Below are 25,519 nucleotides of genomic sequence, written 5' to 3' on the forward strand. Positions count from 1 at the left end.
ATGACGACAACGATAGACACCGCACGTGTGCAGGAGCACAACGCGCGGGCACAGGAGACGCTGCAGGCCGATTTCGACGCGCTGGCCGGGGTGCTGGCGCGACGCGGCCAGGATATTGAACAGCTGGTCCGCGTGGCCCAGCAGTTCGCCGTGGCCATACCGAGCTGGGGCGTGGGCACCGGCGGCACCCGCTTTGCCCGCTTCCCGGGCAAGGGTGAGCCACGCGACGTGTTCGAAAAGATGCGCGATTGTGGCGTGATCCACCAGCTGACGCGCGCCACGCCGACCGTCTCGCTGCACTTTCCGTGGGACCTGCCGCAGGACCCGCAGGCCCTGAAGGACGTGGCCGACAGCTATGGCCTCGGTTTTGACCTGGTCAACTCCAACACCTTCCAGGACCAGGCCGGCCAGGCCGAGACCTACAAGTTCGGCAGCCTGACGGCCACCGATCCGAAGGTGCGCGCCCAGGCCGTGCAGCACAATATCGACTGCATCGAAGTCGGCAAGACGCTCGGTTCCAAGGGCCTGACCGTGTGGGTCGGCGATGGCGCCAACTTCCCCGGCCAGCACAATCTGCGCGGCGCGCTCGAGCGCTATATCGAGTCGGCCAAGCAGATCTACGCGGCCCTGCCGGACGACTGGCAGATGTATATCGAGCACAAGCTGTTCGAGCCGGCCTTCTACTGCACCACGATCGCCGACTGGGGCACCAGCTTTGCCGTGGCCCAGCTGCTCGGTCCCAAGGCCAAGTGCCTGGTCGACCTCGGCCACCACGCGCCGAACACGAATATCGAAATGATCGTCGCCCGCCTGGCCCAGTTTGGCAAGCTCGGCGGCTTCCACTTCAATGACAGCAAGTACGGCGACGACGACCTCGATTCGGGCTCGATCAATCCCTTCCAGCTGTTCCTGGTGTTTAACGAGCTGGTCGACGCGGGCGAGCGCGATCCGGGCTTCCGTCCGGCCTTCATGCTCGACCAGTCGCATAACGTGACCGATCCGATCGAAAGCCTGATGCAGTCGGCCGTGGAAGTGCAGCGCGCCGCCGTCCAGGCCGCGCTGGTCGACCGCGCCGCCCTCAGCGCCTATCAGCAGAGCAATGATGCGCTGCAGGCAGCCCAGACCCTGAAGGCCGCCTTCCGTACTGATGTCAGCCCGATTCTGGCCATGGCGCGCCTGCGCAATGGCGGGGCGATCGATCCGGTGGCCTGCTACCGCGCCAGCGGCTATCGCGCCCGCTGCGCCGAGGAGCGCCCGGCCAAGGCCGGCACCTCCGGTTCCGGTATCGTCTGAGTCCGCCACGATGGGGGCCCAGCACAGCGGCGGCGCAAGCCGCCTGTCCGTGGCCGCCGCCCTGGTGGCCGCGGCCCTGTCCCTGGCTTCGACGGCCGCTTCCGCCACCCGCGTGGCAGAGGCGGCCGCTTCGCTGGCCAAGCCACCGCAGGACGCCCGCACCCTCGTGCGCTGGTGGTGGTTTGGTCCGGCCGAAGAGCAGGGCGAACTGGCGCGCGAAATCCGCGCCATGCACGCCGGTGGTTTCGGCGGTTTCGAAATTCAGCCTGTGTACCCGATGCAGCTCGACGATCCCGCGCGCGGCATCCGCAACACCGGCTATTTGTCACCCGAATTCCTAAAAAACGTCGGCTTCGCCAACGAGCAAGCCCATGCGCTCGGCCTGCGCGTCGACATCACGCTCGGCTCCGGCTGGCCGTATGGCGGCCCGCATATTCCGGTGCAGATGGCCGCTTCGCGCCTGCGCGTGGTGGCGGTCGACATTCCGCCCGGCGCCACTGGCGTGGCCGCGCCCGTGATCGGCAGCGGCGAGCGCCTGCTGGCCAGCTTTATCGGCCCGGGCAGCGCCAAGAAATACGAAGGCAGCCAGCTCCAGCTGAAGGAGCTCGGCCCTGACGCCCGCCCGGCCATTGCGCCCAGCAGCGAGGCGCGCGTGGCCGTGTTCTACCTGGCCAGCCGCACGGGCCAGCAGGTCAAGCGCCCGGCCATCAATGCCGAAGGCTTCGTGCTCGACCACCTGAGCAGCGCGGCCGTCCAGCACCATCTGCAGACCGTGGCCGAGCCGCTGCTGAAAGCCTTTGGCGACAAGCCGCCGTATGCCGTCTTCTCGGACAGCCTGGAAGTGTATGGCACCGACTGGAGCGACGACTTCCTGGCCGAGTTCCAGAAACGCCGCGGCTATGACCTGCGTCCGCTGCTGCCAAACCTGGACGCCATCCACAACGAGCAGGCCGCCGCCATCCGGCACGACTGGGTGCAGACCCAGACCGAGCTGGTGAACGAGCGCTACCTGAGCCCGATCGACGCCTTTGCCAAGGCGCATGGAACGCGTTTCCGCTCGCAGACCTATGGCGAGCCGGCGGTCACGATGTCGTCCAACCGCCTGGTGGCCCTGCCCGAAGGCGAGGGACCGCAGTTCCGCAGTTTTTCGTTCACGCGCTGGGCCACCTCGGCCGGCCACCTGTATGGCCGCAATGTGATTTCGGCCGAAACCTGGACCTGGCTGCATTCGCCCTCGTTCGCAGCGACGCCGCTCGACATGAAGGCCGAGGCCGACCGCATGTTCCTGTCGGGCGTGAACCAGTTCATCGCCCACGGCTGGCCCTACACGCCGCCCGGCACGCCCGAACCCGGTTACAGCTTCTACGCCGCCGCCGTGTTCAACGACCATCTGCCGTGGTGGAACGTGATGCCGGACGTGAACGCTTACCTGACGCGCGTCAGCCATCTGCTGCGCCAGGGCCAGCCGGCCAATGATGTGGCCGTGCTGCTGCCCGTGCACGACGCCTATGCCGAGATGCCGCTCGGTAAAGTCTCCGTCTCGGCCGAGATGCACAAATTCGTCAGCAACACGCTGATGGAGCAAGTGCTCGACGCCGGTCACAATATCGATTACGTCGATCCCGAATCGGTGGCCAGCCTCGGCATCCGCTACCCGCTGCTGGTGCTGCCGCACGTTACGCGCCTGGCGCCCGAGGTGCTGCTGAAGATCGAACAGTACGTCAAGCAGGGCGGCAAGCTGCTGATCGTCGGCAGCCAGCCGCGGCTGGCGCCCGGCTACCGCGACTATGCGCGCCGCTCGCAGGAGACGGCCGCCATCACGGCCCGTCTGATCCAGCTGCCCGGTGTGCGCGTGGTGGCCAGCGATGCCGAGGTCGGCCAGGCCGTGGCCGCGCTGAGTCAGCCCGACATGCAGCTCGACGCCAACGCCAGCGCCATCGGCTTCATCCACCGCAAGCTCGATGACGGCGATCTCTATTTCATCGCCAACACCAGCAACCGGCCGGTGCAGGCCAAGGCCCGCTTCAGCGCCAAGGGCCGCTACGCCGCCTGGTGGGACCCGCACAGCGGCGCCATCAGTCCGGCCGCGACAGCGCCCCAGCTCGATCTGGCGCCCTACGAGTCGCGCGTGCTGGTTTTCAGCGACAAGCCGACCAGCGGCAAGGCCGCCGGTCCCCAGCGCCTGCGCGTGCTGCAGGACCTCGGCCAGCAATGGCGGGTGCGCTTCCCCGGCCAGCCCGAGCAGAACCTGGCCAAGCTGGGTTCCTGGCACGAGGACCCGGCCACGCGCTATCTGTCCGGCGTGGTCAGCTACAGCAAGCGCGTGCAGCTGGCGGCGACGGGCAAGCGCGTCTGGCTCGATTTCGGCCAGGGCACCCCGCTCGACACTGTGCCCAAGGTACCGGCCGGCATGCGCGCCATGCTCGACAGCCCGGTGCGCGAAGCGGCTGTGGTGCTGGTCAATGGCCAGCGCGCCGGCAGCGTCTGGCGGCCGCCTTACCGGATCGACATCACGCCCTGGCTGAAGGCAGGCGAGAACACGATCGAGGTCCAGGTCGGTAATTCGGCGCTGAACGTGCTGGCCGGGCGCGGCTATTTCGACCACCGCCTGCTGTGGGCACGCTATGGCCAGCGCTTCGTCCCCCAGGACACCGAGCTGATCGCCCCGCAGCCGTCCGGCCTGCTGGGCCCGGTCACGCTGCAGACGGAGGCCGAATGAAAACCCTGTGGATGCTGGCCGCGCTGGCCAGCGCAAGCGCCTGGGGCGCCGACTTCCGGCCCGAGGACTTTGGCGCGCGCGCCGACGGCAGCACGCTCGACACGGCCGCGATACAGGCCGCGATCGACCGCGCGGCCGGGCAGGGCGGCACCGTCGTGCTGAGCAAAGGCACCTACCTGTCCGGCTCCGTGTTCGTGAAAAGCGGCGTCACCCTGCGCATCGACAAGGACGCCACCCTGCGCGGCTCGCAGCGCCTGCAGGACTACCCCGTCATGCCGACCCGCATCGCCGGCATCGAAACCAGCTGGCCGGCGGCCCTGGTCAACGTCTATCGCGAGCACAATGCCAGCATCACCGGCGAAGGCACGATCGACGGCGACGGCAAGGTGTTCTGGCAAAGCTTCTGGGACCTGCGCAAGGCCTACGAGCCGCGCGGCCTGCGCTGGGCCGCCGACTACGACGCCCAGCGCCCGCGCCTGGTGCAGGTGTACGATGCGCGCGACGTCAAACTCGGCGGTGGCCTGCTGCTCAAGCGCGCCGGCTTCTGGACCGTGCAGCTCGTCTACAGCGATGGCGTGACCGTCGATGGCGTGACGATCCGCAATAACGAAGACGGCAAAGGCCCCTCGACCGACGGCATCGACATCGATTCCTCGCGCAATGTGCTGGTCCAGCATGCTGATATCAGCGTCAACGACGACGCGCTCTGCCTCAAGGCCGGGCGCGACAGCGACGGTCTGCGCGTCAACCGCCCGACCGAAAACGTGGTGATCCGCGACGTGCTGGTGCGCGAAGGCGCGGCCGGCGTGACCTTCGGCAGCGAGACCTCGGGCGGCTTCCGCAATATCGAAGCCTATAACATCACCGTCGAGGGCCGGGTGCCGGTCGGCATCCTGTTCAAGTCGGCCCACACGCGGGGCGGGCTCGGCCAGGATATCCGCCTGCACGACATCAAGCTGAACAACATCCCCGTGGTGTTCCGCGTGACGATGAACTGGAACCCGTCCTACAGCTACGCGCGCATCCCCGACGGCATCGACCCGGTGCCGCCGATCTGGAAAGTGCTGGCCACGCCGGTCCCGCGTGAGCGCGGCATGGCGCGCCTGCGCGACGTCCAGGTCTGGAATATCGAAGCGCGCGGCGCCCGTACCGTGTTCGAAGTCGAAGGCTTCCCCGAAGCCCCGCTCGAACGCTTCAGCTTCAGCAAACTCGACATCCAGGCCGAGCAGGGCGGCAGCCTGCGCTACGTGCGCGACTGGAAGTTCAGCGACAACAAGATCCAGCTGACCGGCAGCCCGGTCCAGGTGGCGCCCGAGTCCAGCGTGACCGGCTTGTAAGACCAACAGGAGACCCATGAACTCGATCCGAACCGCCGTCCTCGCCTTGTGCCTGGGCCTGGCCGCCAGCGCCCAGGCCGCGCCCCAGCCGACCCCGGCCATGCAAGCCATCATCGACAAGGACACCTCACGCCATTTCGGCGACGCACCGCAGAACCCCGGCCCACGCGCCAGCGATCTCAGTGCCGCGCTCGAACCGGCCGCCGTCGATAAAGTGCTGCGCAAAGTGGCCGACTGGCAGCTAGCGCGCCACCAGCCGCATTTCGACCAGCTGTGGACGGCCGCCGTCATGTACAGCGGCTTCATGGCCGCCAGCGAGGCCACCGGCGACAGCAAATACCGCGACGCCATGCGCGAGATGGGCAAGAAATTCGACTGGAAGCTGCGCGGCACCTATCCGAACGCCGACGACATCGCCATCGCCCAGACCTATCTCGAGCTCTACTTCATCGACAAAAAGCCCGAGTACATCGCCAACGCGCGCAGCCACCTCGACACGCTGCTGCCGTTGCAGACCCTGCGTCCGGGCGACGAACGCCAGCCCTGGTGGTGGTGCGACGCCCTGTTCATGGCCCCGCCCGTGTGGGCCAAGATGGCCGCCGCCACCGGCGAGCGCAAATACCTCGACTATCTGCACCGCGAGTGGCAGCGCACCTACGACGCCCTGTACGATCCGGCCGAGCGCCTGTATGCGCGCGACGTCGCCTACCTGAGCAAGCGCGAATTCAATGGCAAGAAAGTGTTCTGGTCGCGCGGCGAAGGCTGGGTGCTGGGCGGGCTGGCGCGCACGCTCGACGTGCTGCCAGCGGACGACCCCAAGCGCGGTTTCTACGTCAAGCAGCTGCAGGACATGGCCGCCCGCGTGGCCGAGCTGCAGGACAAGGACGGCGCCTGGCACGCCGGCATGCTCGATCCCGAGACCTGGCCGGCAGCCGAGACCTCGGGCGCCAGCCTGTTCGTGTTCGGCATGGCGTACGGCATCAACCACGGCCTGCTCGACGCCAAGACCTACCGGCCCGTGATCGACAAGGCCTGGAAGAACCTGGTGGCGAACATCTACGCCGACGGCCGCCTGGGCAATATCCAGCAGACCGGAGCCGAGCCAGCCTGGTACCAGCCGAGTTCCAGTTACAACTACGGCGTCGGCGGCTTCATGCTGGCCGCGGCCGAACTGAAACGCATGGTGAGCCGCCCATGAACCAGCGTGCCTTCAAGATGCAGCTCAAGCCCGGCCACGTGGCCGAGTACAAGCGCCGCCACGACGCCATCTGGCCCGAGCTGTCGGCCCTGTTAAGCGATGCCGGCATCTACGACTACTCGATTTTCCTCGACGAGCAGACCCTGAGCCTGTTTGCCGTGATGCGCGTCGAAGCCGACAACACCCTGGCCAGCCTGCCCGAGCATCCGATCATGCGGCGCTGGTGGGACCACATGGCCGAGCTGATGGAAGTCGAGCCCAGCAACCGCCCCAAAGAGTGGCCGCTCCAGCCAATGTTTCACCTCGACTAAATCGGGGTCAGACCCCATTTATCCGAGCAGAAAAATGGGGTCAGACCCCATTTTTCGTGTAGCCAAAACCTTTCTCTCGGACTAAATCGGGGTCAGACCCCATTTATCTCGGCGGAAAAATGGGGTCTGACCCCATTTTTTCTTACTGGATCAGTTTGTGGTCGCGCAGCCATTCTTCGGCGCGGCGGGTCCAGTCGGAACTGGTGCCGAGGCCGGCTTTCATGCCCATGCCGTGGCCGCCTTTTTCGAACAGGTACATTTCGGCCGGGACGTGGTGGCGCGTCAGGGCCTGGTAGAACAGGATGCTGTTTTCAACCGGCACGGCCTGGTCGGCCTGGGTGTGGATCAGCAGCGTCGGCGGCGTCTTCTCGTTGACCTGCTTGTCGACCGACATCAGCCGGACCAGCTCGGGCGTCGGGTGGCTGCCGATCAGGCTCTTGCGCGAACCCGCGTGCACGGCCGGCGGCTCCATCGTGATGACCGGGTAGAGCAGCATCAGGAAGTCGGGACGGCCGGAGACGTTGTCGAGCGGGTGCCCGGTTTTGCCCTCGGGCAGATCGAACAGGGTGCCGGCCGTGGCCGCCAGGTGGCCGCCGGCGGAGGAGCCGATCACGCCGATACGGTCGGGCTTGATGCCATACTTGGCGGCCTCGGCCCGCACCATGCGCACGGCGCGCAGGATGTCCTGCAGCGGGGCGGGGTGGCCGAATTCTGCCTGGCGGTATTTGAGGACGAAGGCGGTGATGCCCAGGCTGCTCAGCCATTGCGCGTACTGGTTGCCTTCGCGCTCGACCGACAGGCGGGTGTAGCCGCCGCCCGGGCAGATGATGACGGCCGTGCCGCTCGGGCGGTCGACGCCGGCCGGATAGACGCTCAGCGTGGGCTCGCTGATATTCGCCACGCGCCCCTGGTCCCAGCGTTCGGGACCGAGTTCGGGCTTGGCGTTGGGTACGCCTTCCGGCCACAGCGGCAGGACGGTTTGGGATGCGAACATAAGTGCTAACAGAAAGGAATTCATATGCATCATATCGTGGCTGGGTTGTGGATGGCAGCCGGACTATTGTCCAGCTGGGACTGGGTGTCGCCAAGCCCCTCGACCCTGGCCGAAGTGGCGCAGGAGCGGGCGGACGGCGTGATCGTCGCCAGCGGCAAGCCGCTCGGCTTTCTGGCCTCGCGCGCAAGCTACCGCAACTATCGCATGCATGTCGAATGGCGCTGGACCGAGAAGCCCGGCAATAGCGGCGTACTGCTGCACATCGTCGGCGGGCCGAAGGACGGCGCCTGGCCGCTGAGCCAGCAGGTGCAGACCAAATTCGGCTTCGCCGGCGACCTGCTGTCGATGGCCGGCGCCAGCTTCAACGAGCCGCTGACCAGCGCGCCCGGCACCACGCGCATCAAGGCGCGCACGGGCGCGAATAGCGAAAAGCCGGCTGGCGAGTGGAACAGCACCGACATCGTCTGCCGCGACGGCAGCATCGAGGTCAGCGTCAACGGCGTGCCGCAGAACCGCGTGACCGGGGCCAGCCCGGACAGCGGCCGGGTCGGCATCCAGTTCGAGGGCACGCCGTTTGAACTGCGCCGCATCGAGATCACGCCGCTCGACTAGGCTCATTGCGGCACGTCGATGACGACGATGTTCATCGTGCGGCCATCGGCCGACAGCATGGCCGACTGAAACTGGATCTTGGTGCCGGCCTCGTTGAAGGTCGGGTGGATGTGGTCGGCCGCCGTGGTCTTGTGGCCGGTGGTGAGCAGGCGCATCGCGTGGGTCCGGCGGTCGATCAGATAGAGGTTGCGGTTGAAGTCATCGCCCGCCGCCCAGCGCCCATCGGCCGAGCCGTGCACGTGCCAGAAGCCGCTGCCGCTTTCGGTCTGCCCGACGATCTGCATGGCGCGCGTGCGCAGGTTGACGATGGCCAGACCGCTGGGCTTTTCGCGCGTGCCGTTGTTACCCCAGGCCGCGTCCTGGCCCGGATTGGCGCCACCGACATCGGTGGCGGCGCCGGCCACGGTCGGCTGCGCACCCGGAATCGTGCGGTGGCCCATGATGGCCAGCGCCACTTCGTCCTTGCCGATCACCGCTTCGTGCGTCACCCATTCGAAGTCCGCCTCCGGATAGAGCGGGCGCAGGCCGCTGCCATCGCCCTTCACGGTCCAGGTGCGCTGCGGCGATTTGCCGCCCGTCTCCCAGCAGAACACCACTTCGCCCGGCTGCCATAGATTGGTCTGCACATGCCCGATCTGGAAGCCGACGCTGACCACGTGTTCGACTGCGCCGGTCTTCAGATTCACCCGCGCGATGGCGCTTGGGCCGGCGCCCATATTGCGCGGACCGTAGTTGGGCGCCAGCGCGGTGCCGGGTTTGAGGTGGGCCGCGGCCCAGGCGCGGGCGGTGCGGAAGTAAAGCCATTGGTCGTCGGCGTCGAGGGCCGTGTCGCCACCGGCATCGAGTTCGGCCGGCAGGGTCGTCACCACGCGCTGGTAGTCGGCCGCGCTTTTCAGCGTGCCGGCGGCGCTGTCTGCGAGCAGGCGCGCCAGGTCGGTCTCGATGACTTCCTTGGCGGCGCCGCGCCCGCGCAGATAGACCAGCTTCATCGCCTGGCGCGACAGATTCAGCATGCCGTTGTAGCCGCCTTCGCTGATCTGCACGATGTCGCCGCTGGCCTCATTCACGGCCATGGCCTCGCCGCGCGCGAGGCCGGAGCGGAAGATCACCCATTGGCCGTCGGCTGTCCATTGCGGGTGGGTCGGATAGACCTTGCTGTCGCCGTGCGCCTGGCTGGTGAGGAAGTGCAGGGTCAGGCCGGTGACCGGGTCCTTGACCAGCTTTTTCTCGGACGGGAAGCGGGCGCCGATGCCGGCATGGGCCTGGGCGGCCAGCAGCAGGGCGGCCAGCGCCAAAGTACGTACGGTATGCTTCATGGTGTGCGCGCGTGAGTGGGGAATCGCTGCATTGTGCGCCAGTGCGCCGCGCCGAAAAGATCATTTTCCTGATTCTTTAAAACGCCGTGCGAAACCAAAATCGGCCTCGTCCTAGAATGGCTGGGTTTCTTGTTTCGGAAGCTGAATATGGCGCGTCTGCTCTCGCTCTTTGGCCTGCTGCTGTGGGCTGGCCTGGCATCGGCTCAGGTCAATACCGACCCGGCCCGTCCCAACCTGGACCCGGCCAAGGCCGTGGTGGTGCTGCCGGAACCGGCCAATCCGCGCCTGCCCAGCCTCATCCTGATTGGCGACTCCACCGTGCGCAATGGGCGCGATGACGGCCAGGGCAAGGGCACGGCCGGCCAATGGGGCTGGGGGAATCCGATTGCGGCCTTCTTCGATCCGGCCAAGGTGAATGTGGTGAACCGCGCCGTCGGCGGCCTGTCCAGCCGCACTTATCTGAGCAGCGGCCACTGGGAGCGCACGCTCGCCTTCATCAAGCGTGGCGACGTGGTGGCCATGCAGTTCGGGCATAACGACGCCAGCCCAGTCAACGACAGCAGCCGCGCGCGCGGCACCATCCGCGGGGTGGGCGAGGAGACCGAGGAGATCGACAATCAGCTGACCGGCAAGCACGAGATCGTGCATTCCTACGGCTGGTACCTGCGCTACTACGTTACCGCCATCCGCGCGCGCGGCGCGCTGCCCGTGATCGTCTCGCCGATTCCGCGCAAGGACTGGGACGAAGCCGGTAAAACGCGGCGCGACCGCTACGCCGCCTGGGCGGCCGAGGTGGCGCGCCAGACCGGCAGCGCCTTCATCGATCTGAACGAACTGGCCGCCGCCCGCTACGACGCGCTGGGCCGGGAGGCGGTGCTGGGCTTTTTCCCGCCCGAGGAAAAGGTGCACACCAACTGGGCCGGTGCGGAGCTGAATGCGCGCATCGTGGCCGCCAGCCTGAAAGCGCTGCCCGGTTTTCCGCTGCCGGTGGAGGACGAACGTCCGGTGGTCGACGCCAGCAAAGTGAAGGACGAAGCGGCCGCCAATCCGGCCCTGCCGACCGTGTTCCTGGTGGGTGACTCCACTGTGAAAAGCGGCGGCGCGGCCGGCGCCATCGGCTGGGGCGAGCGGATTGCGCCTTACTTCGACAGCAGCCGGGTCAATGTGGTCAACGCCGCCATTGGTGGGCGCAGCAGCCGCACCTTCTTCACCGAAGGCCGTTGGGACAGGCTGCTTGGCCAGATCAAGCGCGGCGACGTGGTGCTGATCCAGTTCGGGCATAACGATGTGGGCCGCATCGGCGATCCGGCCGCCAAGAACCGCGGCTCGGTGCGCGGCATCGGGCCGGAGACGGTGGAGGACACGCGCCCGGACGGCAGCAAGGAGCAGGTGCACAGCTTTGGATGGTACATGGCGCGCTATGTGGCTGACGCGCGTGCGCGCGGCGCCCAGGTGGTGCTGCTGTCGCCGATACCGCACAAGGACAAGTGGGAACAGGAGCGCGATTTTGCGGAATACGCGGCCTGGGACCGCGCCGTGGCAGAGCAGGGCGGCGCCCAGTTCATCGACCTGACGGCCCTGGTCAGCGCTGGCTACCAGCAGCTCGGCGCGGACAAAGTGGCGGCCCTGTTTTCGGATGCGCGCACCCACACCAATGCAGCCGGCGCCGAATTTAACGCGGCCCGCGTCATCGCCGGCTTGAAGCGCCTTCAGCCCAATCCCGTCGCCCCCTTCCTTGCGCCCAAAGCGGCGGACATCCAGTGAAAGCACTCCTTCTTCTTGGCGCGGCCCTGGCCGCCGCCGCCCCGGCCCTGGCCACCGATGTGAAACTCGACTGGGTCGGCCAGGCGCCGGCCGTGCGCACCGGCGTGAGCTGGGGCGTACCCTTCCCGCAGGGGACGGTGGCGCGTGACCAGCGCTTTCACCTGACCGGCCCCGATGGCAAAGCGCTGCCGCTGCAAAGCTGGCCGCTGGCCTACTGGCCGGATGGTTCGATCAAGTTTGTGGGTCTGGCCAGCGTAGCCCAGGCCAGCGGTAGCTACACCCTGTCCACCGGCGCGGGCGATACCCCGGCGGGCCTCAAGCTGAGCGAAACGCAGAACGGCGTCGCCATCGACACCGGCGTATTCCAGGCCACCGTCAGCCGCGGCGGCAGTAATCTGATCGACAGTCTGGTAGTGGCGGGGCGCGAAGTGGCGCGCGCCGGCCAGCTGGTGGCGCTGGCCGATGATGGTTTCGCGAGCGAGGAGGGCGCCCAGCCCGTGCGCACGCGCTACACCAGCCGCGTGGAGAAGCTGAGCGTGGAGCAGGCTGGCCCCGTGCGCGCCGTGCTCAAACTGGAAGGCCACCATCAGGCAGGCCAGCGCGCCTGGCTGCCATTCTCGGTGCGCCTGTATTTTTACGCCGGCGATTCGGCCGTGCACGTCGTGCACACCGTGATCTACGACGGCAAGCAGGAACGCGACGCCGTGCGCGGCCTGGGCCTGCGTTTCAGCGTGCCGCTGCGCGAAGCAAGCTGGAACCGCCATGTGCGCTTCAGCGGTCAGGAGGGCGGCCTGTTCGGCGAGCCGATTCAACCCGGCGCCGGTAATCCGGCCCAGGTGGCGGGCCAGCGCATCGACGGCGGCCGCTTCTACAGCGCCAACGACAAGGAACAGTATGCGATCTGGAGCGACTTCAAGCTGGTGCAGCCGAACGCCGATGGTTTCACCATCCAGAAGCGCACCGGCGCCAATGCGTCGTGGGTGATGGCCGATGGTGGCCGCCGCGCCTCTGGTCTGGCCTTTGTGGGCGACACCAGCGGCGGCCTCGCCCTGGCGCAGAAGGACTTCTGGCAAAGCTACCCGTCCGGTCTGGAGATTCGCCACGCGGCCGACGCCAGCGCCGAACTGACCGCCTGGCTGTGGTCCCCGGACGGCCCGGCCATGGACATGCGCCCCTACGCCACCCGCGCGCACGGCCTGGCTGCCACCTATGAAGACGTGCAGGACGGGATGGCCCAGGCCTACGGCGTGGCCAAGACCACGGAGCTGACCATCTACCCGACGGCCGGTGTACCCACGCGCGCCGACACCGTCGCCATGGCGCAGGCAGCCGGCGTGCGCCCGCTGCTGGCCGCGGCACCCGAAACGCTGCACGCGGCCAAAGTGTTCGGCGTGTGGAGCCCGGTGGACCGCTCGACGCCGGGCCGCAAGAACATCGAAGACAAACTCGATAGCATCCTGGCCTACTACCAGCAGCAGGTGGATGAGCGGCGCTGGTACGGCTTCTGGCACTTCGGCGATTTCATCCACAGTTATAACTTCGCCGGCCACACCTGGTACTACGACTACGGCGGCCACGCCTGGGATAACACCGAACTCGGTACGCCCCTGTGGCTGTGGGCCAGCTATGTGCGCAGCGGCCGCGCCGATCTGTTCCGCCTGGCCGAAGCCCTGACGCGCAACACCAGCGAGACCAATGTCTACCACCTGGGACCGATGAAGGGCCTGGGTTCGCGCCACGCCGTCACCAAATGGGGCGATGGCTCGAAGGAGGGCCGCATCAGCCAGGCCGCGCACTGGCGCCCGTTCTACTACCTGACCACCGACGAACGCACGGGCGACATCCTGCGCGAGCAGCTCGAGAGCGACAAGGCCATGGTGGCCTACGACCCGATGCGCCTGGCCCAGCCCGTGCTGCCGCAGGACCCGAAATACCCGGGCCGCATCCGTCTCGGGCCGGACTGGTTTGTCCTGGCCGGGAACTGGATGACGGAATGGGAGCGCAGCGGCGACACACGCTGGCGCGACCGCATTCTGGCCGGCGTCGATTCGATTCTGCAGATGCCTTACTGGCTGCGCTCCGGGGTGATGAATGGCCTGAACCCCGACCTGGGCGGCAACCGCATCGGTCCGCTCAAAGGACGCGGCAGCATGACAGTCGGTTACGACCCGGCGACCGGCAAGCTCTATCCGATTCCCGATCCGATCGTCGGCAAGCAGGTCCCCGTGCTGTACAACCTGGCCACGATTCAGGGGGGCGCGCAGGTGATGTTCGAACTGCTGCCGCTGCTGCAGCGGCCGGACTTCGAGCGCGCCTGGCTGCAGTACGCGCGTCTGGGTACGGCGCCGGCGGAGGTGCTGGAGCGCGACCGCAGCACCGGCAGCGAGGGGGCCAATGGCGAGTATCTGGAGCAGGCCCAGGGCGGTCCGCGCCTGGCCGCCTGGGCCTACGCCAAGACCGGCAACCCGGCCTTTGCCAAAGCCGCCGTCGAAGCCATCAACCGCTATCGGGGCGCGCCGCTCAAGGCCCTGGCCGGACCGGACACGCTCAACCCTGTGCACGAAACCCCCGGCATGTCGACCAATGAAGCGGCCCAGGGCGGCCTGACGATGATCGAAGTGCTGTCCCTGCTGGGCAAGGACTTCCCGGCCGATCTGCCGCCGCCGAACGGCCCGCAGCGCAGTTTCTGATGCTGGCCGCCGCTCTCACTGCCGCCTGCGTGTTCGGTGCGCCCGGCCGCCTGCTGGCCAGCGACGATTTCAGCGGCCCGCTCGACCAGTGGGTCAGCGAGGTGGTCCCGGCCGCGCATGCCAGCATCCGCGCCGACCAGGGCAGCATGCTGCTCGATGTCGATGCCGGAGCGACCGCCTGGCTGCGCCAGCCGCTGCAGGGCAGGGTGCTGATTCATTTCGAGCGCCAGGTGCTGCCCGAAGGCCGCCTGTCCGATCTGAATATGTTCTGGATGGCGCAGGACCCGCGCCAGGCCAATCTGTTCACCCGCAGCGGTAAGTTCGAGGACTACGACAGCGTACGCATGTACTACCTGGGCATCGGCGGGAACACCAACACCACCACCCGCCTGCGCCGCTACGACGGGGCGGGCGAAAAGCGCATCCTCGGCGAATACCTCGATCCGGCCCACCTGCTGCGCCCCGGCCACTGGTACGCGATCGACATCGCCGTGGCCGATGGCTGCACGCGCGTGCAGGTCGACGGCCAGACCTGGTTCCAATTCCGCGATCCCGAGCCGCTGCAATCCGGCTGGTTCGGCATCCGCACCACGCAGTCGCGCCAGCGTGTGCGCGCCCTGCGCGTCTATGAACTCAAACAAGGAGACACCCCATGAAACTGCGCATGATCGCCCTGGCCGCCGGCCTGCTGGCCCTGTCGGCCCAAGCGGCCGCGCCCAAGAAGGCGGAAAAAGTCAATGACGTGACCACCCCGCTGCACGCCATGAAGCCCGACTATCCGACCCCGTACGGCGCCCCCAAAACGGAGGACGTGAAGGCCGTGCTGGACCGCGTATTCACTTATCTCGACCAGGTGACCCCCGCCAAACTGGTGGACAAGACCACTAAGGCCGACATCGCCGATCTGAGCAAGGCGCACCCGAACGCCATGCTGGCCCAGGGCGACTACCGTCTCACCAGCTACGAATGGGGCGTCACCTACGCCGGCATGCTGCAGACCGGCGCCGTCACCGGCGACAAGCGCTACACCGACTACACCTTCAAGCGTCTGGACTTTCTGGCCGCGCTGACCAAGACCTGGCTGCCGCTGGTGAAGGCCAACCCCGCCACCGACACCCCGCTCAAGCGCTTCCTCGACCCGCATGCGCTGGACGACACCGGCGCCATCTGCGCCAGCGCCATCAAGGCGCGCCGCATGGGCATCAGCACCGACCTGTCGGCCTACATCGAACTGTGCTCCAATTTCGTGTCGAAGAAGGAGTACCGCCTGGCCGACGGTACCTTGGCGCGCATGCGCCCGCTGGCCAATACGATCTGGCTGGACGACCTGTTCATGGCCGTGCCGGCCCTGGCCCAGATGGGCAAACTCTCCGGCGACAAGGCGTATTACGACGACGCCGTGAAGCAGGTGCTGCAATTCTCGAAGCGGATGTTCAATCCGCAGCTGGGCATCTACATGCACGGCTGGGTGGAGGGCATGAGCATGCACCCCGAGTTCCACTGGGCGCGCGCCAACGGCTGGGCGGTGATGACGATGGTGGAGCTGCTCGACGTGCTCCCGCCAGAGCACCCCGGCTACAAGGCCGTGCAGGAGCAGCTGCGCGCCCACATCAAGGGGCTGGCCGCGTATCAGGATGGTACCGGCTTCTGGCACCAGCTGATCGACCGACCCGAAACCTACCTCGAAACCTCGGCCACCGCCATCTACACCTTCGCCATCGCGCGCGCCGTGAACCGCGGCTATGTCGACCGCCAGGCCTACGCGCCGGTGGCCATGCTGGGCTGGAATGCCGTGGCCACCAAGGTCGCCGCCAATGGCCAGGTCAATGGCACCTGCGTCGGCACCGGCATGGGCTTCGATCCCGCCTTCTACGCCTACCGCCCGGTCAATCCCTATGCGGCGCACAGCTACGGCCCCGTGCTGCTGGCTGGCTCCGAGATCATCACCATGCTCAAGTCGCACGAGTTCGAACAGAACGACAGCGCCTTCATGCTGAAGCGAGGCCTGTGATGCGCCGCCTGATGATTGGCGCCAGCCTGCTGCTGGCCACCCTCGCAGCCCACGCGCAGCAGGTGCTGGAAACGGGATCGCTCAAACCCATGCCCAAGGTCTGGATCGACAAGGACACCGGCCACCGCATCAAGCGCCTGGAAGGGCGCCAGGGTCAGATCAGCAACTGGTACTTCCACAATAATCCCTTCTTCGCCCCACTGAAGGACGAAGGCGACCGCATGCTGTTCTCCGAATCCGACGGCAAGGCGCGCCAGGTCTACACCCTGAATCTGAAGGACGACAGCATCGTGCAGCTGACCGAAGGCGAGGAGAACAAGCGCCTGCTGCCGATGACGTCGCAGAACACGCGCGAGGCGATCTACATGGCCGGCCAGAGCCTGTACGCCGTCAACGTCGACACGAAGAAGAGCCGCAAGCTGTACACCTTCCCCGACAACGTGCGCCCGAATGTCGCCACCATCAATGCCGACGCCAGCATGGTGGCCGGCTCCTTCGCCGACCCGCAGCAGGGCGAGATTCTGCGCCAGTACCCGAAGAAGGCCGACTTCTTCCCGCGCATATTCGACGCCCACCTGAAGAACAGCCTGTTCACGGTGGACCTGCGCACCGGCGAATACAAGGTGATCCACGAGGAGAATACCTGGCTCGGTCACGTGCAGTTCTCGCCGACCGACCCCGACGTCCTGATGTTCTGCCACGAAGGGCCGTGGGACAAGGTCGACCGTATCTGGAATATCAACGTCAAAAACGGCAAGGTGACCTTGATGCACAAGCGCTCGATGCCGATGGAGATCGCCGGCCACGAGTTCTTCCAGCCGGACGGCAAAGTGATCTGGTTCGACCTGCAGAAGCCACGCGCCCAGACCTTCTATCTGGCCGGGGCCGACGTGGCCAGCGGCGCCCCGGTGGCCGCCTACCAGATGACGGCCGACGATTGGTCGATCCACTTTGCAATCTCGCCAGACAAGACCATGTTCGCCGGCGACGGCGGCGACCCGACCCAGGTGGCGCGCGCCAAGGACGGCATGTGGATCTACGCCTTCCGCCCCGTGAACGAACGCTTCCAGTCCGAACGCCTAGTGAACATGAAGGCGCATGACTACCGCGGCCTTGAGCCGAATGTGCACTTCACCCCGGACGGCAAATGGATCGTCTTCGGCGGCACCTTCGAAGGCCGCCACGCGACCTACGCAGTGGAGATCGCCCCGGCCGCCAAGCCCTGAAGTGCTACACTGCGGCGCATGAGTGGAGACGACAAACCGCAAGGCGCGGCGCCGCGCCGCAGCCGTCGCAAGGGCACCGGCCTGACCCTGCGCGACGTGGCGGCGCTGGCCGGGGTAGCCCCGATCACCGCCTCGCGCGCGCTGAACACCCCGCAGGCCGTATCGCCCGAGGTGCTGGCGCGCGTGCAGGAAGCCGTGGCCCGCACCGGCTACGTGCCGAATATGCTGGCCGGCGGCCTCGCCTCACGCAAAAGCCGCCTCGTTGCCGCCGTCGTGCCGACCCTGGTCGGCCCCGTTTTCCAGGATATGATCCAGGGCCTGACCGAAGCGCTGGCCGAGCAGGGCTACCAGCTGATGCTGGGGCAGAGCGGTTACGCCGACTCGCGCGAGGACGATCTGCTGGCCACCATCATCGCGCGCCGGCCGGACGGCATTGTCCTCACCGGCATTCTGCATTCGGCCGAAGGACGGCGCCGCCTGCTGGCCAGCGGCATCCCCGTGGTCGAGACCTGGGACCTGACCCACAGCCCGATCGACATGCTGGTCGGCTTCTCGCACGAACAAATCGGCGCCGCCGTGGCGCGCTACCTGCATGCGCGCGGGCGGCGCCAGCTGGCCGCCATCCACGCCGACGACGCACGCGCCGCGCGCCGCCAGCAGGCCTTCGCCAGCGAGGCCGCGCGCCTCGGCCTGGCGCCGGTGCGCGCCATCAGCGTACCCGCCCCGACCACGCTGGGCAGCGGCCGCAGCGGCCTGGCCCAACTACTGTCCGAAGGCGCACGCCCGGACGCCATCTTCTGCAGTTCCGACATGCTGGCTCTCGGCGTGCTGACCGAAGCCCAGGTGCGCGGCGTGCGCGTCCCCACGGACCTGGCCGTGATCGGCCTGGGCGACCTCAGTTTTGCACGCGACCTGCACCCAGCCCTGAGCAGTGTGCGGATCGACGGCCAGGCCATCGGCCGCCAGGCTGCGGCCTGCATCATCGCGCGCGCCCAGGGCCAGACCCCGAGCCAGCACGTCTACGACCTCGGCTTCAGCATCATCGAACGCGCCAGCACCTAAAAAAATCGGGGTCAGCCCCCATTTATCCAGCGCTCAAGTTTTTGAGTGTGTGGGCGGGTGGCGTACCGTGCGCCGATTGCTGTTTGATAATCGGATCTGCTAAAAAATCGGGGTCAGACCCCATTTATCCAGCGCTCAAGTTTTTGAGTGTGTGGGCGGGCGGCGTACCGTGCGCCGATTGCTGTTTGATAATCGGATCTGCTTTAACTTTGTCTGATCAGCATGCGCTACCTCGTTTCCGTTCTGTGTTTGCTGGCTGCCTTGCCAGCGGCTGCCAAAGTCAGTCTGCCCGCGATTCTGTCCGATCACATGGTGCTTCAGCGCGGCGCGTCGGTGCCGGTATGGGGCAGGGCCGATCCCGGTGAGCGCATCAGCGTGCGCCTGGGCGCCCAGCATGCCGAAGTCGTGGCCGATGGCGCTGGCCGCTGGCGGGTGACGCTCGATCTGCGCAGCGCGGCCAGCGCGCCCGGCGAACTGCTGGTGGAAGCTGCGAGCGAACGCCTGCGCATTGCGGACGTATTGGTCGGTGAGGTCTGGCTCGCGTCCGGCCAGTCGAATATGGAGAAGCCGATCGGCGAGCATAAGGGCCAGAAGACAGTGCTCAACGCGCCCGCCGAAATCGCCGCAGCCGATCATCCCGAGCTGCGCCTGTTTAAGGTGGAGCGCAACAAAGCCAGCACGCCGCAGGAGGACGTCAAGGGGCAGTGGGTGCGCAGCAGCCCATCGTCCATCGAGGCGGTGAAGTTTTCAGCGGCCGCCTACTTCTTCGGACGGCGCCTGCAGGACGCGCTGCATACGCCGGTCGGCCTGATCGACAGCACCTGGGGCGGCACCCGCATTGAACTCTGGACCCCGCCCGGGCTGGCGCAGGATAGCGAGGCGGCGCGCCTGTTTAATGGCATGGTCAGCGGCCTGGCGCCCTTCGCCATGAAGGGCGTCATCTGGTACCAGGGCGAGTCGAACATCATCGACCGCGATGACGGCGCCCGCTACACCGCCAAGATGGAGGCCTTGGTGCAGGGCTGGCGCCAGCACTGGCAGCAGGATTTCGCCTTCTACTACGTGCAGGTGGCGCCGCATCTGTACCACGTGGTCCGGCACGACAAAATCACCGACCCCGAAGCCGCCCCGCGGTTGCAGGAAGCGCAGGCCGCGGCGCTGCGCATTCCGCACACCGGCATGATCGTGACCACCGATCTGGTGGACGACCTCACCGACATTCACCCGCGCGATAAAAAATCGGTCGGCGATCGTCTGGCCACGCTGGCCTTGCATGGCAGTTATGGGCGGCGCGGCTTGCATGCCTATGGCCCGGTGTTCAGCGGCTTGCGGATCGAGGGCAGCAAAGCCATCGTCAGCTTCGATCACGCCGAGGGCCTGGCCGCGCGCGACCGCAAGAGCATCAAGTGGTTCGACCTGGCCGGCGCCGATGGAAAGTACTATCCGGCCGAGGCCGAAATCGACGGGGAACAGATCGTGCTGACCAGCCGCCAGGTGGCGCAACCGCTCAAGGTGCGTTTCGGCTGGGACGAAGCGGCGCAGCCGAATCTCGTGAACGGCGCCGGTCTGCCGGCCATGCCTTTTCGCAGCGACGGCCCGGCGATTGCGCCGCTGGTCCGTGCGCGCTTGGCGGAGAGTCCATGACGCCGCAGGCCGCGCCGCCCGCCTTCGAGATCGTCATCACCGTCGACGACCTGCCCGCGCATGGACCGCTGCCGCCGGGGATGAGCCGCCTTGGCATCGCGGAGCAGACCCTCGCCGTGCTGAAGGCCCATGGCGTGCCCGAGGCCTGGGGCTTCGTCAACGCCAAGCGCCTGACGGAGGACCCGGCCACCGAGCAGGTGCTGCTGCGCTGGCGCCAGGCCGGCTACCCGCTCGGGAACCACACCCACAGCCATCTGAATATCGACCGAGCGCCGAGCCAGCGTGCGTGGGAAGCCGACGTGGAGGCCGGGGAGGGCGCGATTGCGCGCCATATGCCGGGCGATAGCTGGCGCGTCTTCCGCTATCCGAATCTGAATGTGGGCAGCGTGGCGGAACGCCGCGCCGCAGCCCAGGCCTATCTGCGGGCGAAGGGCTACCGCATCGCCGATGTCAGCGTCGCCTTCAGCGATTGGGACTACACCGATGCCTATGCGCGCTGCCTGGCGCGGGGCGACCAGGCCAGCATCGCGCAGATGACGCGTGCGTATCTGGCCAATGTGGATGCCGGCATCCTGCGCATGCGGGCGATGAGCCAGCGCGTGTATGGCCGTCAGATTCCGCAGGTCCTGCTGACCCATCTGGGCGGCTTCAGCGCCATCACGCTCGATGCTGTGCTGAGCAAGCTCGATGCGGCCGGCGCGCGCTACATCACCCTGGCACAGGCCCAGCGCGATCCCGCCTACGCCGAAGCAGGCGGCGGCAGCGTGATGAGCCGCGCCGCCCAGGCCCAGTCAAGCGACCTCAGCGGCCTTCCGACCGTCCCCGACAGCAGCGCCGCCCGGCAAATGTGCAAATAGGATAAATGGGGTCTGACCCCGATTTAGTTGTGGGGCAATTCGTAGAACTCGGCTTCAACAATTGAGAGCACGCCTTTCGGGGTGCGGTTGGCGCCGGTGTCGGCGATGGCCTGGTTGGCCACTTCGGTCAGCACGATGGCGTTCTTCTCGTCGGCCGCGCCATTCAGTTCGATCCGCACTTCGCTGCCGCGCACCGCGCGCAGCGGCAGGGTCACGTAGCCGAGGCTCTTGGGCGTCATGCCGCTGTAGACGACCTGGCCGTCGATCAGCACACGCAACGGGTAGCTGCGCTCGCGCCAGCCGGAGAGTTTGAGCACCACTTCGCTTAAGGTCACGGGCCGAGCCAGCTGGTAGCGGATCGCGGGTGCCGGGTCGCCACTGACGCTGGCCCAGACGGTGGTCTCGTCGTCGTCGATGGATTTGGCGGCATCTTCGGCGCGGCTGCTGGCGGTGGCGCTGGCCACTGGCACGGCCACGCGGCTGGCGCGATAGGAGGGGCTGGTCGGCGTGGGGCCGCGCTCCAGATGCAGGGGCAGGCCGGCGTCGGGCAGACGCATGCTCAGGCCATCCTGTACCGTCACGGCGCGTGAGGGCAATTGGAGTTCGGCCGGCGCGAGTCCGGGGGCGCTGGCTCGCACGCGGATCACGCCTGCGCTGGTCGCGCTGCGCAGCAGGGCGCGGTTGATGCCGCCTTCCACCGGCAGGTCGCGGTCGAGGATGTGGTTATGCGGCCCCTGCGCGATCCCGCCGCGCCATTCGGCCGGACCGGCGATCTCAAAATGTATGCTGTCGTTGGCCAGCGGGTGGCGCTGGCCTGTTGCGTCCACCACTTCCACCTGCAGCAGGGCGAGGTCGGCGCCGTCGGCCTGCAGGCCCTGGGGCCCGGTCTGCACACTCAGTTTGAGGGCGCTTGGCGGGCCAGCCGTGCGCAGCGTCGCTTCGCAGATGGCTTTGCCGCTGGCGTCGTAGCCAATGGCTTTCAGCTCGCCGGGCTGCCATGCCACTGCGTCAAAGGTGAACAGAAAGCGTTCGCTCTGTCGCCCGCGGCCGATCTTCTGGCCATTCAGGTAGAGGTCGACGCGCTCGGCGCTGGAGACCACGGTGATGGGTTTGACGGTGCCGGGCGCGTAGTTCCAGTGGCCGATGATGTGGGCGCGCGCGCGCTCCACGTCGACCCAGCCATCCCACATCACCTGATGCGCGTAGTAGCCGTCCTTGGGGATGCGCATGGCGTCCACTTCGCCGCTGCGCCGGTAGTTTTCGGCGCCGCGGTGGTGCGTATTACTGTCCGAGAAAATGATGTTCACGCCGCCGCTCGACACGCGCGTGCCGGTGCCGGGCCGCTCGCGCCAGTAGTCGTACCAGCGTTTGACGTTTTCGATCGCGTGCGAATCCTGATTGCGGTTGTAGGCGCTGGCATCCTGGCCTTTGTGCAGCGGGCCGTCGCCATCCTTGTGGTAGGGCGGGCTTTGCTCGTCCCAGAATTTGCGCGCGCCTTCGTCGCGCGAGTACTCCATGGCCCACATGGGAATGCGGGCGCTCTTGTTCACGTAGAGCATCTCGCCGCCGTATTCGGCCACTTGCTGCAGCGCGGTGCTGAGCATCTCGCGGCTGCCGCTGGCGCGTCCGCCGTGCGGATCGTACTGGTCGCGCAGGGCCTTCATCTCCTGCATATGCTCGGCGCTCACGCCGCGGTTTCCGCTTTCGTAGAAGATGATGCTGGGGCTATTGCGGTTGTAGATGATCGCGTCGCGCATGACGGCGATGCGCTGCTCCCAGCGGCGGCCGCTGACATCGGCCTCGGCGTCGCCGGCCGGCATGGCCTGAATCAGGCCGAGGCGGTCGAAGGATTCGACATCCTGCTTCCACGGGGTGATGTGCATCCAGCGCACCAGATTGCCATTGCTGCCAAGGATAAGGCCATTGCTGTAATCGCTCAGCCAGGGCGGGACGGACAGGCCGATGGCAGGCCACTCGTTGGAGCTGCGCTGGGCATAGCCGTGCACCTGTATCACGCGGCCGTTCAGGGCGATCATGCCGTCCTTGAAGGCGGTCTGGCGAAAGCCGGTGCGGGTGCGCACTTCGTCGATCACTTTGCCATCGGCCTTGAGCGCGGTGCGTACCTCGTACAGATAGCCGTAGCCCCAGCTCCAGAAGTGCAGGCCGCTCACGGGCGCGCTGGCCTTGAGGACTGCGCTGGCACCTGCGGCCAGGGTCTGCGGCGCACCATCGAAGCTGGCTACGCGCTTGCCCTCGGCGTCGTACAGGCTCACGCTGTAGCTGATGCGGCGTGGCTGGCTGTCCTCGTTGCGCACTTCGGATTCGGCGTGGATGGTGGCGCGCCCGCCGGTCTGCGCAAAGTCGCTGGCATACACGTAGACGCCGGTGGTGCCCAGGCTGGAATACAGGGGCAGGGTCTGATACACGCGGTCGGCCACGTGCAGGCGCACGTTCTTGGGCAGGCCGCCGTAGTTGGCGTTGAAGTTCTTGTCGGCCCACTGGTAGCGCTGCCCGCTGGCCTGTTCGCGGTAGTCCCAGCTGTTGTCGGTGCGGACGGCGACGACGTTGTCGCCATCGGTGACGGCGCTGCTGATGTCGACGCCGAATGCGGTGATGCCGTTTTCGTGCAGCGCCAGGCGCTTGCCGTTGACGTAGACCTCGGCCGCCTGGCGCGCGCCTTCAAACTCGAGGAAGATCTTGTGGCCGAATGCGCCCGCGGGCAGGCGGAAGTGCTTGCGGTACCAGGCTACGCCGGTACTGTGGTCGGCGATGTCCTTGGCGAAGGCGTCGTTTTCGTTCCAGGCGCGCGGCAGGGTCACGCGCTGCCAGCTGCTGTCATCAAAGCCCGGATCGGCCGCACGCGCCGGATCGGCCACGGCCAGCCGCCAACCGGGATTGAAGTTGTAGACGGTGCGCTCGATGGCGTGCGCGGGGGCGAAGGCGTTGGCCAGAACGAGGGCTAGCAGGGTAGGGCGCAGGGGCATGATGGGCTCGGATTTGGTAGCGATACCAGTGCGATGCTAGGACGGGGTCTGGGCAGCGTCAATCCTTGCGACTGCTTTGATCATGGGCTTGATTGAATGCGGCAAGAGCTGCGCAGCGCGGATGCAGATGTGTTACGGTAGCGCTACCATCGTCAAGGAATCCGCCATGTCTTCGTCTCCCCTCGTCACCGCCGTCCGTGTCATTCCCGTCGCCGGGCGCGACAGCATGCTGCTTAATCTGTCGGGCGCGCACGGGCCTTACTTCACGCGCAATCTGGTGCTGCTGACCGACAGTTCGGGTGCGACCGGCGTGGGCGAGGTGCCGGGCGGCGAGGCGATCCGGCGTACATTGGAGGAAGCCGCTGCGCTGGTGATCGGCCAGCCGGTTGGCGACTATCGCGCGATTCTGAATGCCGTGCGCGCCGCCTTTGCCGACCGCGATGCGGGCGGGCGTGGCCAACAGACCTTCGACCTGCGCGTGATGGTGCATGCCGTCACCGCGCTGGAGGCGGCGCTGCTCGATTTGCTCGGCAAATTCCTTGGCCTGCCCGTGTGTGCCCTGCTCGGCGACGGGCAGCAGCGCGCGCAGGTGCCGATGCTCGGCTACCTGTTCTACATCGGCGACCGGCGCCAGACGGACCTGGACTACGACAGCGCGCCCCAAGCCGAAGACGACTGGCTGCGCCTGCGCCACGAGGCCGCCCTGGACACCGCTGGGGTGCTGCGTCTGGCCGAGGCGGCCCAGCGCCGCTATGGTTTTCAGGACTTCAAACTGAAAGGCGGCGTGCTGGCCGGCGACGCCGAGATCGAGGCGGTGACGGCCCTGCATGCGCGCTTTCCCGAGGCGCGCATCACGCTCGACCCGAACGGCGCCTGGTCGCTGGCCGAGGCCGTGCGCCTATGCCGCGGCAAGGGTGAGGTGCTGGCTTATGCCGAAGATCCGTGCGGCGCGGAGAACGGCTTTTCGGGCCGCGAGGTGATGGCCGAATTTCGCCGCGCCACCGGTCTGCCCACTGCCACCAATATGATCGCCACCGACTGGCGCGAAATGGGCCATGCGGTGATGCTGCAGTCGGTCAGCATTCCGCTGGCGGACCCGCATTTCTGGACCATGGCCGGTTCGGTGCGGGTGGCGCAGATGTGTCATGAGTGGGGCCTGACCTGGGGCTCGCACTCCAACAATCACTTCGATGTGTCGCTCGCGATGTTCACCCATGTGGCGGCAGCGGCGCCGGGCCAGATCACGGCCATCGACACGCACTGGATCTGGCAGGACGGCCAATACCTGACGCGCAATCCGCTGCAGATCCTTGATGGCCAGGTCGCCGTGCCCAGCGCGCCGGGGCTCGGCGTGGAGCTCGATATGGACGCGGTCGAGCAGGCGCACGCGCTGTACCAGGCCAAGGGCCTGGGCGCGCGCGACGATGCGATGGCGATGCAGTATCTGATCCCGGGCTGGATATTCAAGCCCAAGCGCCCCTGTCTGGTGCGCGACTGAGGA

Annotated in this window: 18 protein-coding genes; 15 read left to right on the forward strand and 3 right to left on the reverse strand. The window is 67.1% G+C overall.

Annotated features, from left to right (window positions below; all coding sequences use genetic code 11):
* From rhaI to LZ005_RS06210, 5 genes are read left to right on the forward strand one after another with little or no spacing between them, the layout of a single operon-like run.
* A complete protein-coding gene (gene rhaI / locus LZ005_RS06190; protein WP_237805766.1) occupies positions 1-1,293 on the forward strand; it encodes an L-rhamnose catabolism isomerase in 1,293 nt (430 codons plus the stop codon).
* 10 nt (positions 1,294-1,303) lie between these two features.
* Complete coding sequence (locus tag LZ005_RS06195; RefSeq protein WP_237805767.1) at positions 1,304-4,012, forward strand: glycosyl hydrolase; 2,709 nt, start codon at positions 1,304-1,306, stop codon at positions 4,010-4,012.
* Positions 4,009-5,349 carry a glycoside hydrolase family 28 protein gene (locus tag LZ005_RS06200; RefSeq protein ID WP_237805769.1) on the forward strand — a complete coding sequence of 447 codons (1,341 nt, stop codon included), beginning with the start codon at positions 4,009-4,011 and terminating at the stop codon, positions 5,347-5,349. Before LZ005_RS06195 ends, LZ005_RS06200 begins: the two co-directional genes overlap by 4 nt.
* Before the next feature lie 16 nt (positions 5,350-5,365).
* Entirely contained in the window at positions 5,366-6,547 is a 1,182-nt protein-coding gene (locus tag LZ005_RS06205; protein ID WP_237805771.1) for a glycoside hydrolase family 105 protein, read from the forward strand.
* Entirely contained in the window at positions 6,544-6,858 is a 315-nt protein-coding gene (locus LZ005_RS06210; RefSeq protein WP_237805773.1) for an L-rhamnose mutarotase, read from the forward strand. The genes LZ005_RS06205 and LZ005_RS06210 overlap by 4 nt, the downstream gene beginning before the upstream one ends.
* A gap of 142 nt (positions 6,859-7,000) precedes the next feature.
* Here the strand turns inward: LZ005_RS06210 and LZ005_RS06215 are convergent, their stop codons facing one another.
* Complete coding sequence (locus LZ005_RS06215; protein ID WP_237805775.1) at positions 7,001-7,852, reverse strand: alpha/beta hydrolase; 852 nt, start codon at positions 7,850-7,852, stop codon at positions 7,001-7,003.
* A 24-nt stretch (positions 7,853-7,876) separates the two neighbouring features.
* On the opposite strand from LZ005_RS06215, the gene LZ005_RS06220 reads away from it, so the two are divergent.
* The gene (locus tag LZ005_RS06220; RefSeq protein WP_237805777.1) at positions 7,877-8,464 is read left to right on the forward strand and encodes a DUF1080 domain-containing protein; all 588 of its coding nucleotides are present in this window, start codon (positions 7,877-7,879) and stop codon (positions 8,462-8,464) included.
* A gap of 2 nt (positions 8,465-8,466) precedes the next feature.
* Here the strand turns inward: LZ005_RS06220 and LZ005_RS06225 are convergent, their stop codons facing one another.
* Entirely contained in the window at positions 8,467-9,780 is a 1,314-nt protein-coding gene (locus LZ005_RS06225; protein WP_237805779.1) for a hypothetical protein, read from the reverse strand.
* A gap of 147 nt (positions 9,781-9,927) precedes the next feature.
* Here LZ005_RS06225 and LZ005_RS06230 point away from each other — a divergent pair, with 147 nt between their 5' ends.
* The 8 genes from LZ005_RS06230 (at position 9,928) to LZ005_RS06265 (ending at position 21,034) form a co-directional block, all read left to right on the forward strand.
* Positions 9,928-11,544, forward strand: coding sequence for a rhamnogalacturonan acetylesterase (locus LZ005_RS06230; protein WP_237805781.1), 1,617 nt, complete (start codon positions 9,928-9,930; stop codon positions 11,542-11,544).
* Positions 11,541-14,234, forward strand: a complete 2,694-nt coding sequence (locus LZ005_RS06235; protein WP_237805783.1) for a Tat pathway signal sequence domain protein — start codon at positions 11,541-11,543, stop codon at positions 14,232-14,234. Before LZ005_RS06230 ends, LZ005_RS06235 begins: the two co-directional genes overlap by 4 nt.
* Positions 14,234-14,890, forward strand: coding sequence for a DUF6250 domain-containing protein (locus LZ005_RS06240; RefSeq protein ID WP_237805785.1), 657 nt, complete (start codon positions 14,234-14,236; stop codon positions 14,888-14,890). Before LZ005_RS06235 ends, LZ005_RS06240 begins: the two co-directional genes overlap by 1 nt.
* The gene (locus tag LZ005_RS06245) at positions 14,887-16,245 is read left to right on the forward strand and encodes a glycoside hydrolase family 105 protein (RefSeq protein WP_237805787.1); all 1,359 of its coding nucleotides are present in this window, start codon (positions 14,887-14,889) and stop codon (positions 16,243-16,245) included. The genes LZ005_RS06240 and LZ005_RS06245 overlap by 4 nt, the downstream gene beginning before the upstream one ends.
* Positions 16,245-17,471 (forward strand): oligogalacturonate lyase family protein, encoded by a 1,227-nt coding sequence (locus LZ005_RS06250; RefSeq protein WP_237805789.1) that lies wholly within the window; start codon positions 16,245-16,247, stop codon positions 17,469-17,471. The genes LZ005_RS06245 and LZ005_RS06250 overlap by 1 nt, the downstream gene beginning before the upstream one ends.
* Positions 17,472-17,489: 18 nt before the next feature.
* Positions 17,490-18,533, forward strand: coding sequence for a LacI family DNA-binding transcriptional regulator (locus tag LZ005_RS06255; protein ID WP_237805791.1), 1,044 nt, complete (start codon positions 17,490-17,492; stop codon positions 18,531-18,533).
* Between the two features lie 222 nt (positions 18,534-18,755).
* Positions 18,756-20,177: a sialate O-acetylesterase gene (locus tag LZ005_RS06260; RefSeq protein WP_237805793.1), complete on the forward strand. Its 1,422-nt coding sequence runs from the start codon at positions 18,756-18,758 to the stop codon at positions 20,175-20,177.
* Positions 20,174-21,034, forward strand: a complete 861-nt coding sequence (locus LZ005_RS06265) for a polysaccharide deacetylase family protein (protein ID WP_237805795.1) — start codon at positions 20,174-20,176, stop codon at positions 21,032-21,034. The genes LZ005_RS06260 and LZ005_RS06265 overlap by 4 nt, the downstream gene beginning before the upstream one ends.
* Positions 21,035-21,057: 23 nt before the next feature.
* Here the strand turns inward: LZ005_RS06265 and LZ005_RS06270 are convergent, their stop codons facing one another.
* The gene (locus LZ005_RS06270) at positions 21,058-24,018 is read right to left on the reverse strand and encodes a DUF4982 domain-containing protein (protein WP_237805798.1); all 2,961 of its coding nucleotides are present in this window, start codon (positions 24,016-24,018) and stop codon (positions 21,058-21,060) included.
* 166 nt (positions 24,019-24,184) lie between these two features.
* On the opposite strand from LZ005_RS06270, the gene gudD reads away from it, so the two are divergent.
* Positions 24,185-25,516 (forward strand): glucarate dehydratase, encoded by a 1,332-nt coding sequence (gene gudD / locus LZ005_RS06275; RefSeq protein ID WP_237805800.1) that lies wholly within the window; start codon positions 24,185-24,187, stop codon positions 25,514-25,516.
* Positions 25,517-25,519: the final 3 nt, after the last annotated feature.

The sequence above is a fragment of the Massilia sp. TS11 genome (assembly GCF_022012445.1).
Taxonomy (GTDB): Bacteria; Pseudomonadota; Gammaproteobacteria; order Burkholderiales; family Burkholderiaceae_D; genus Telluria.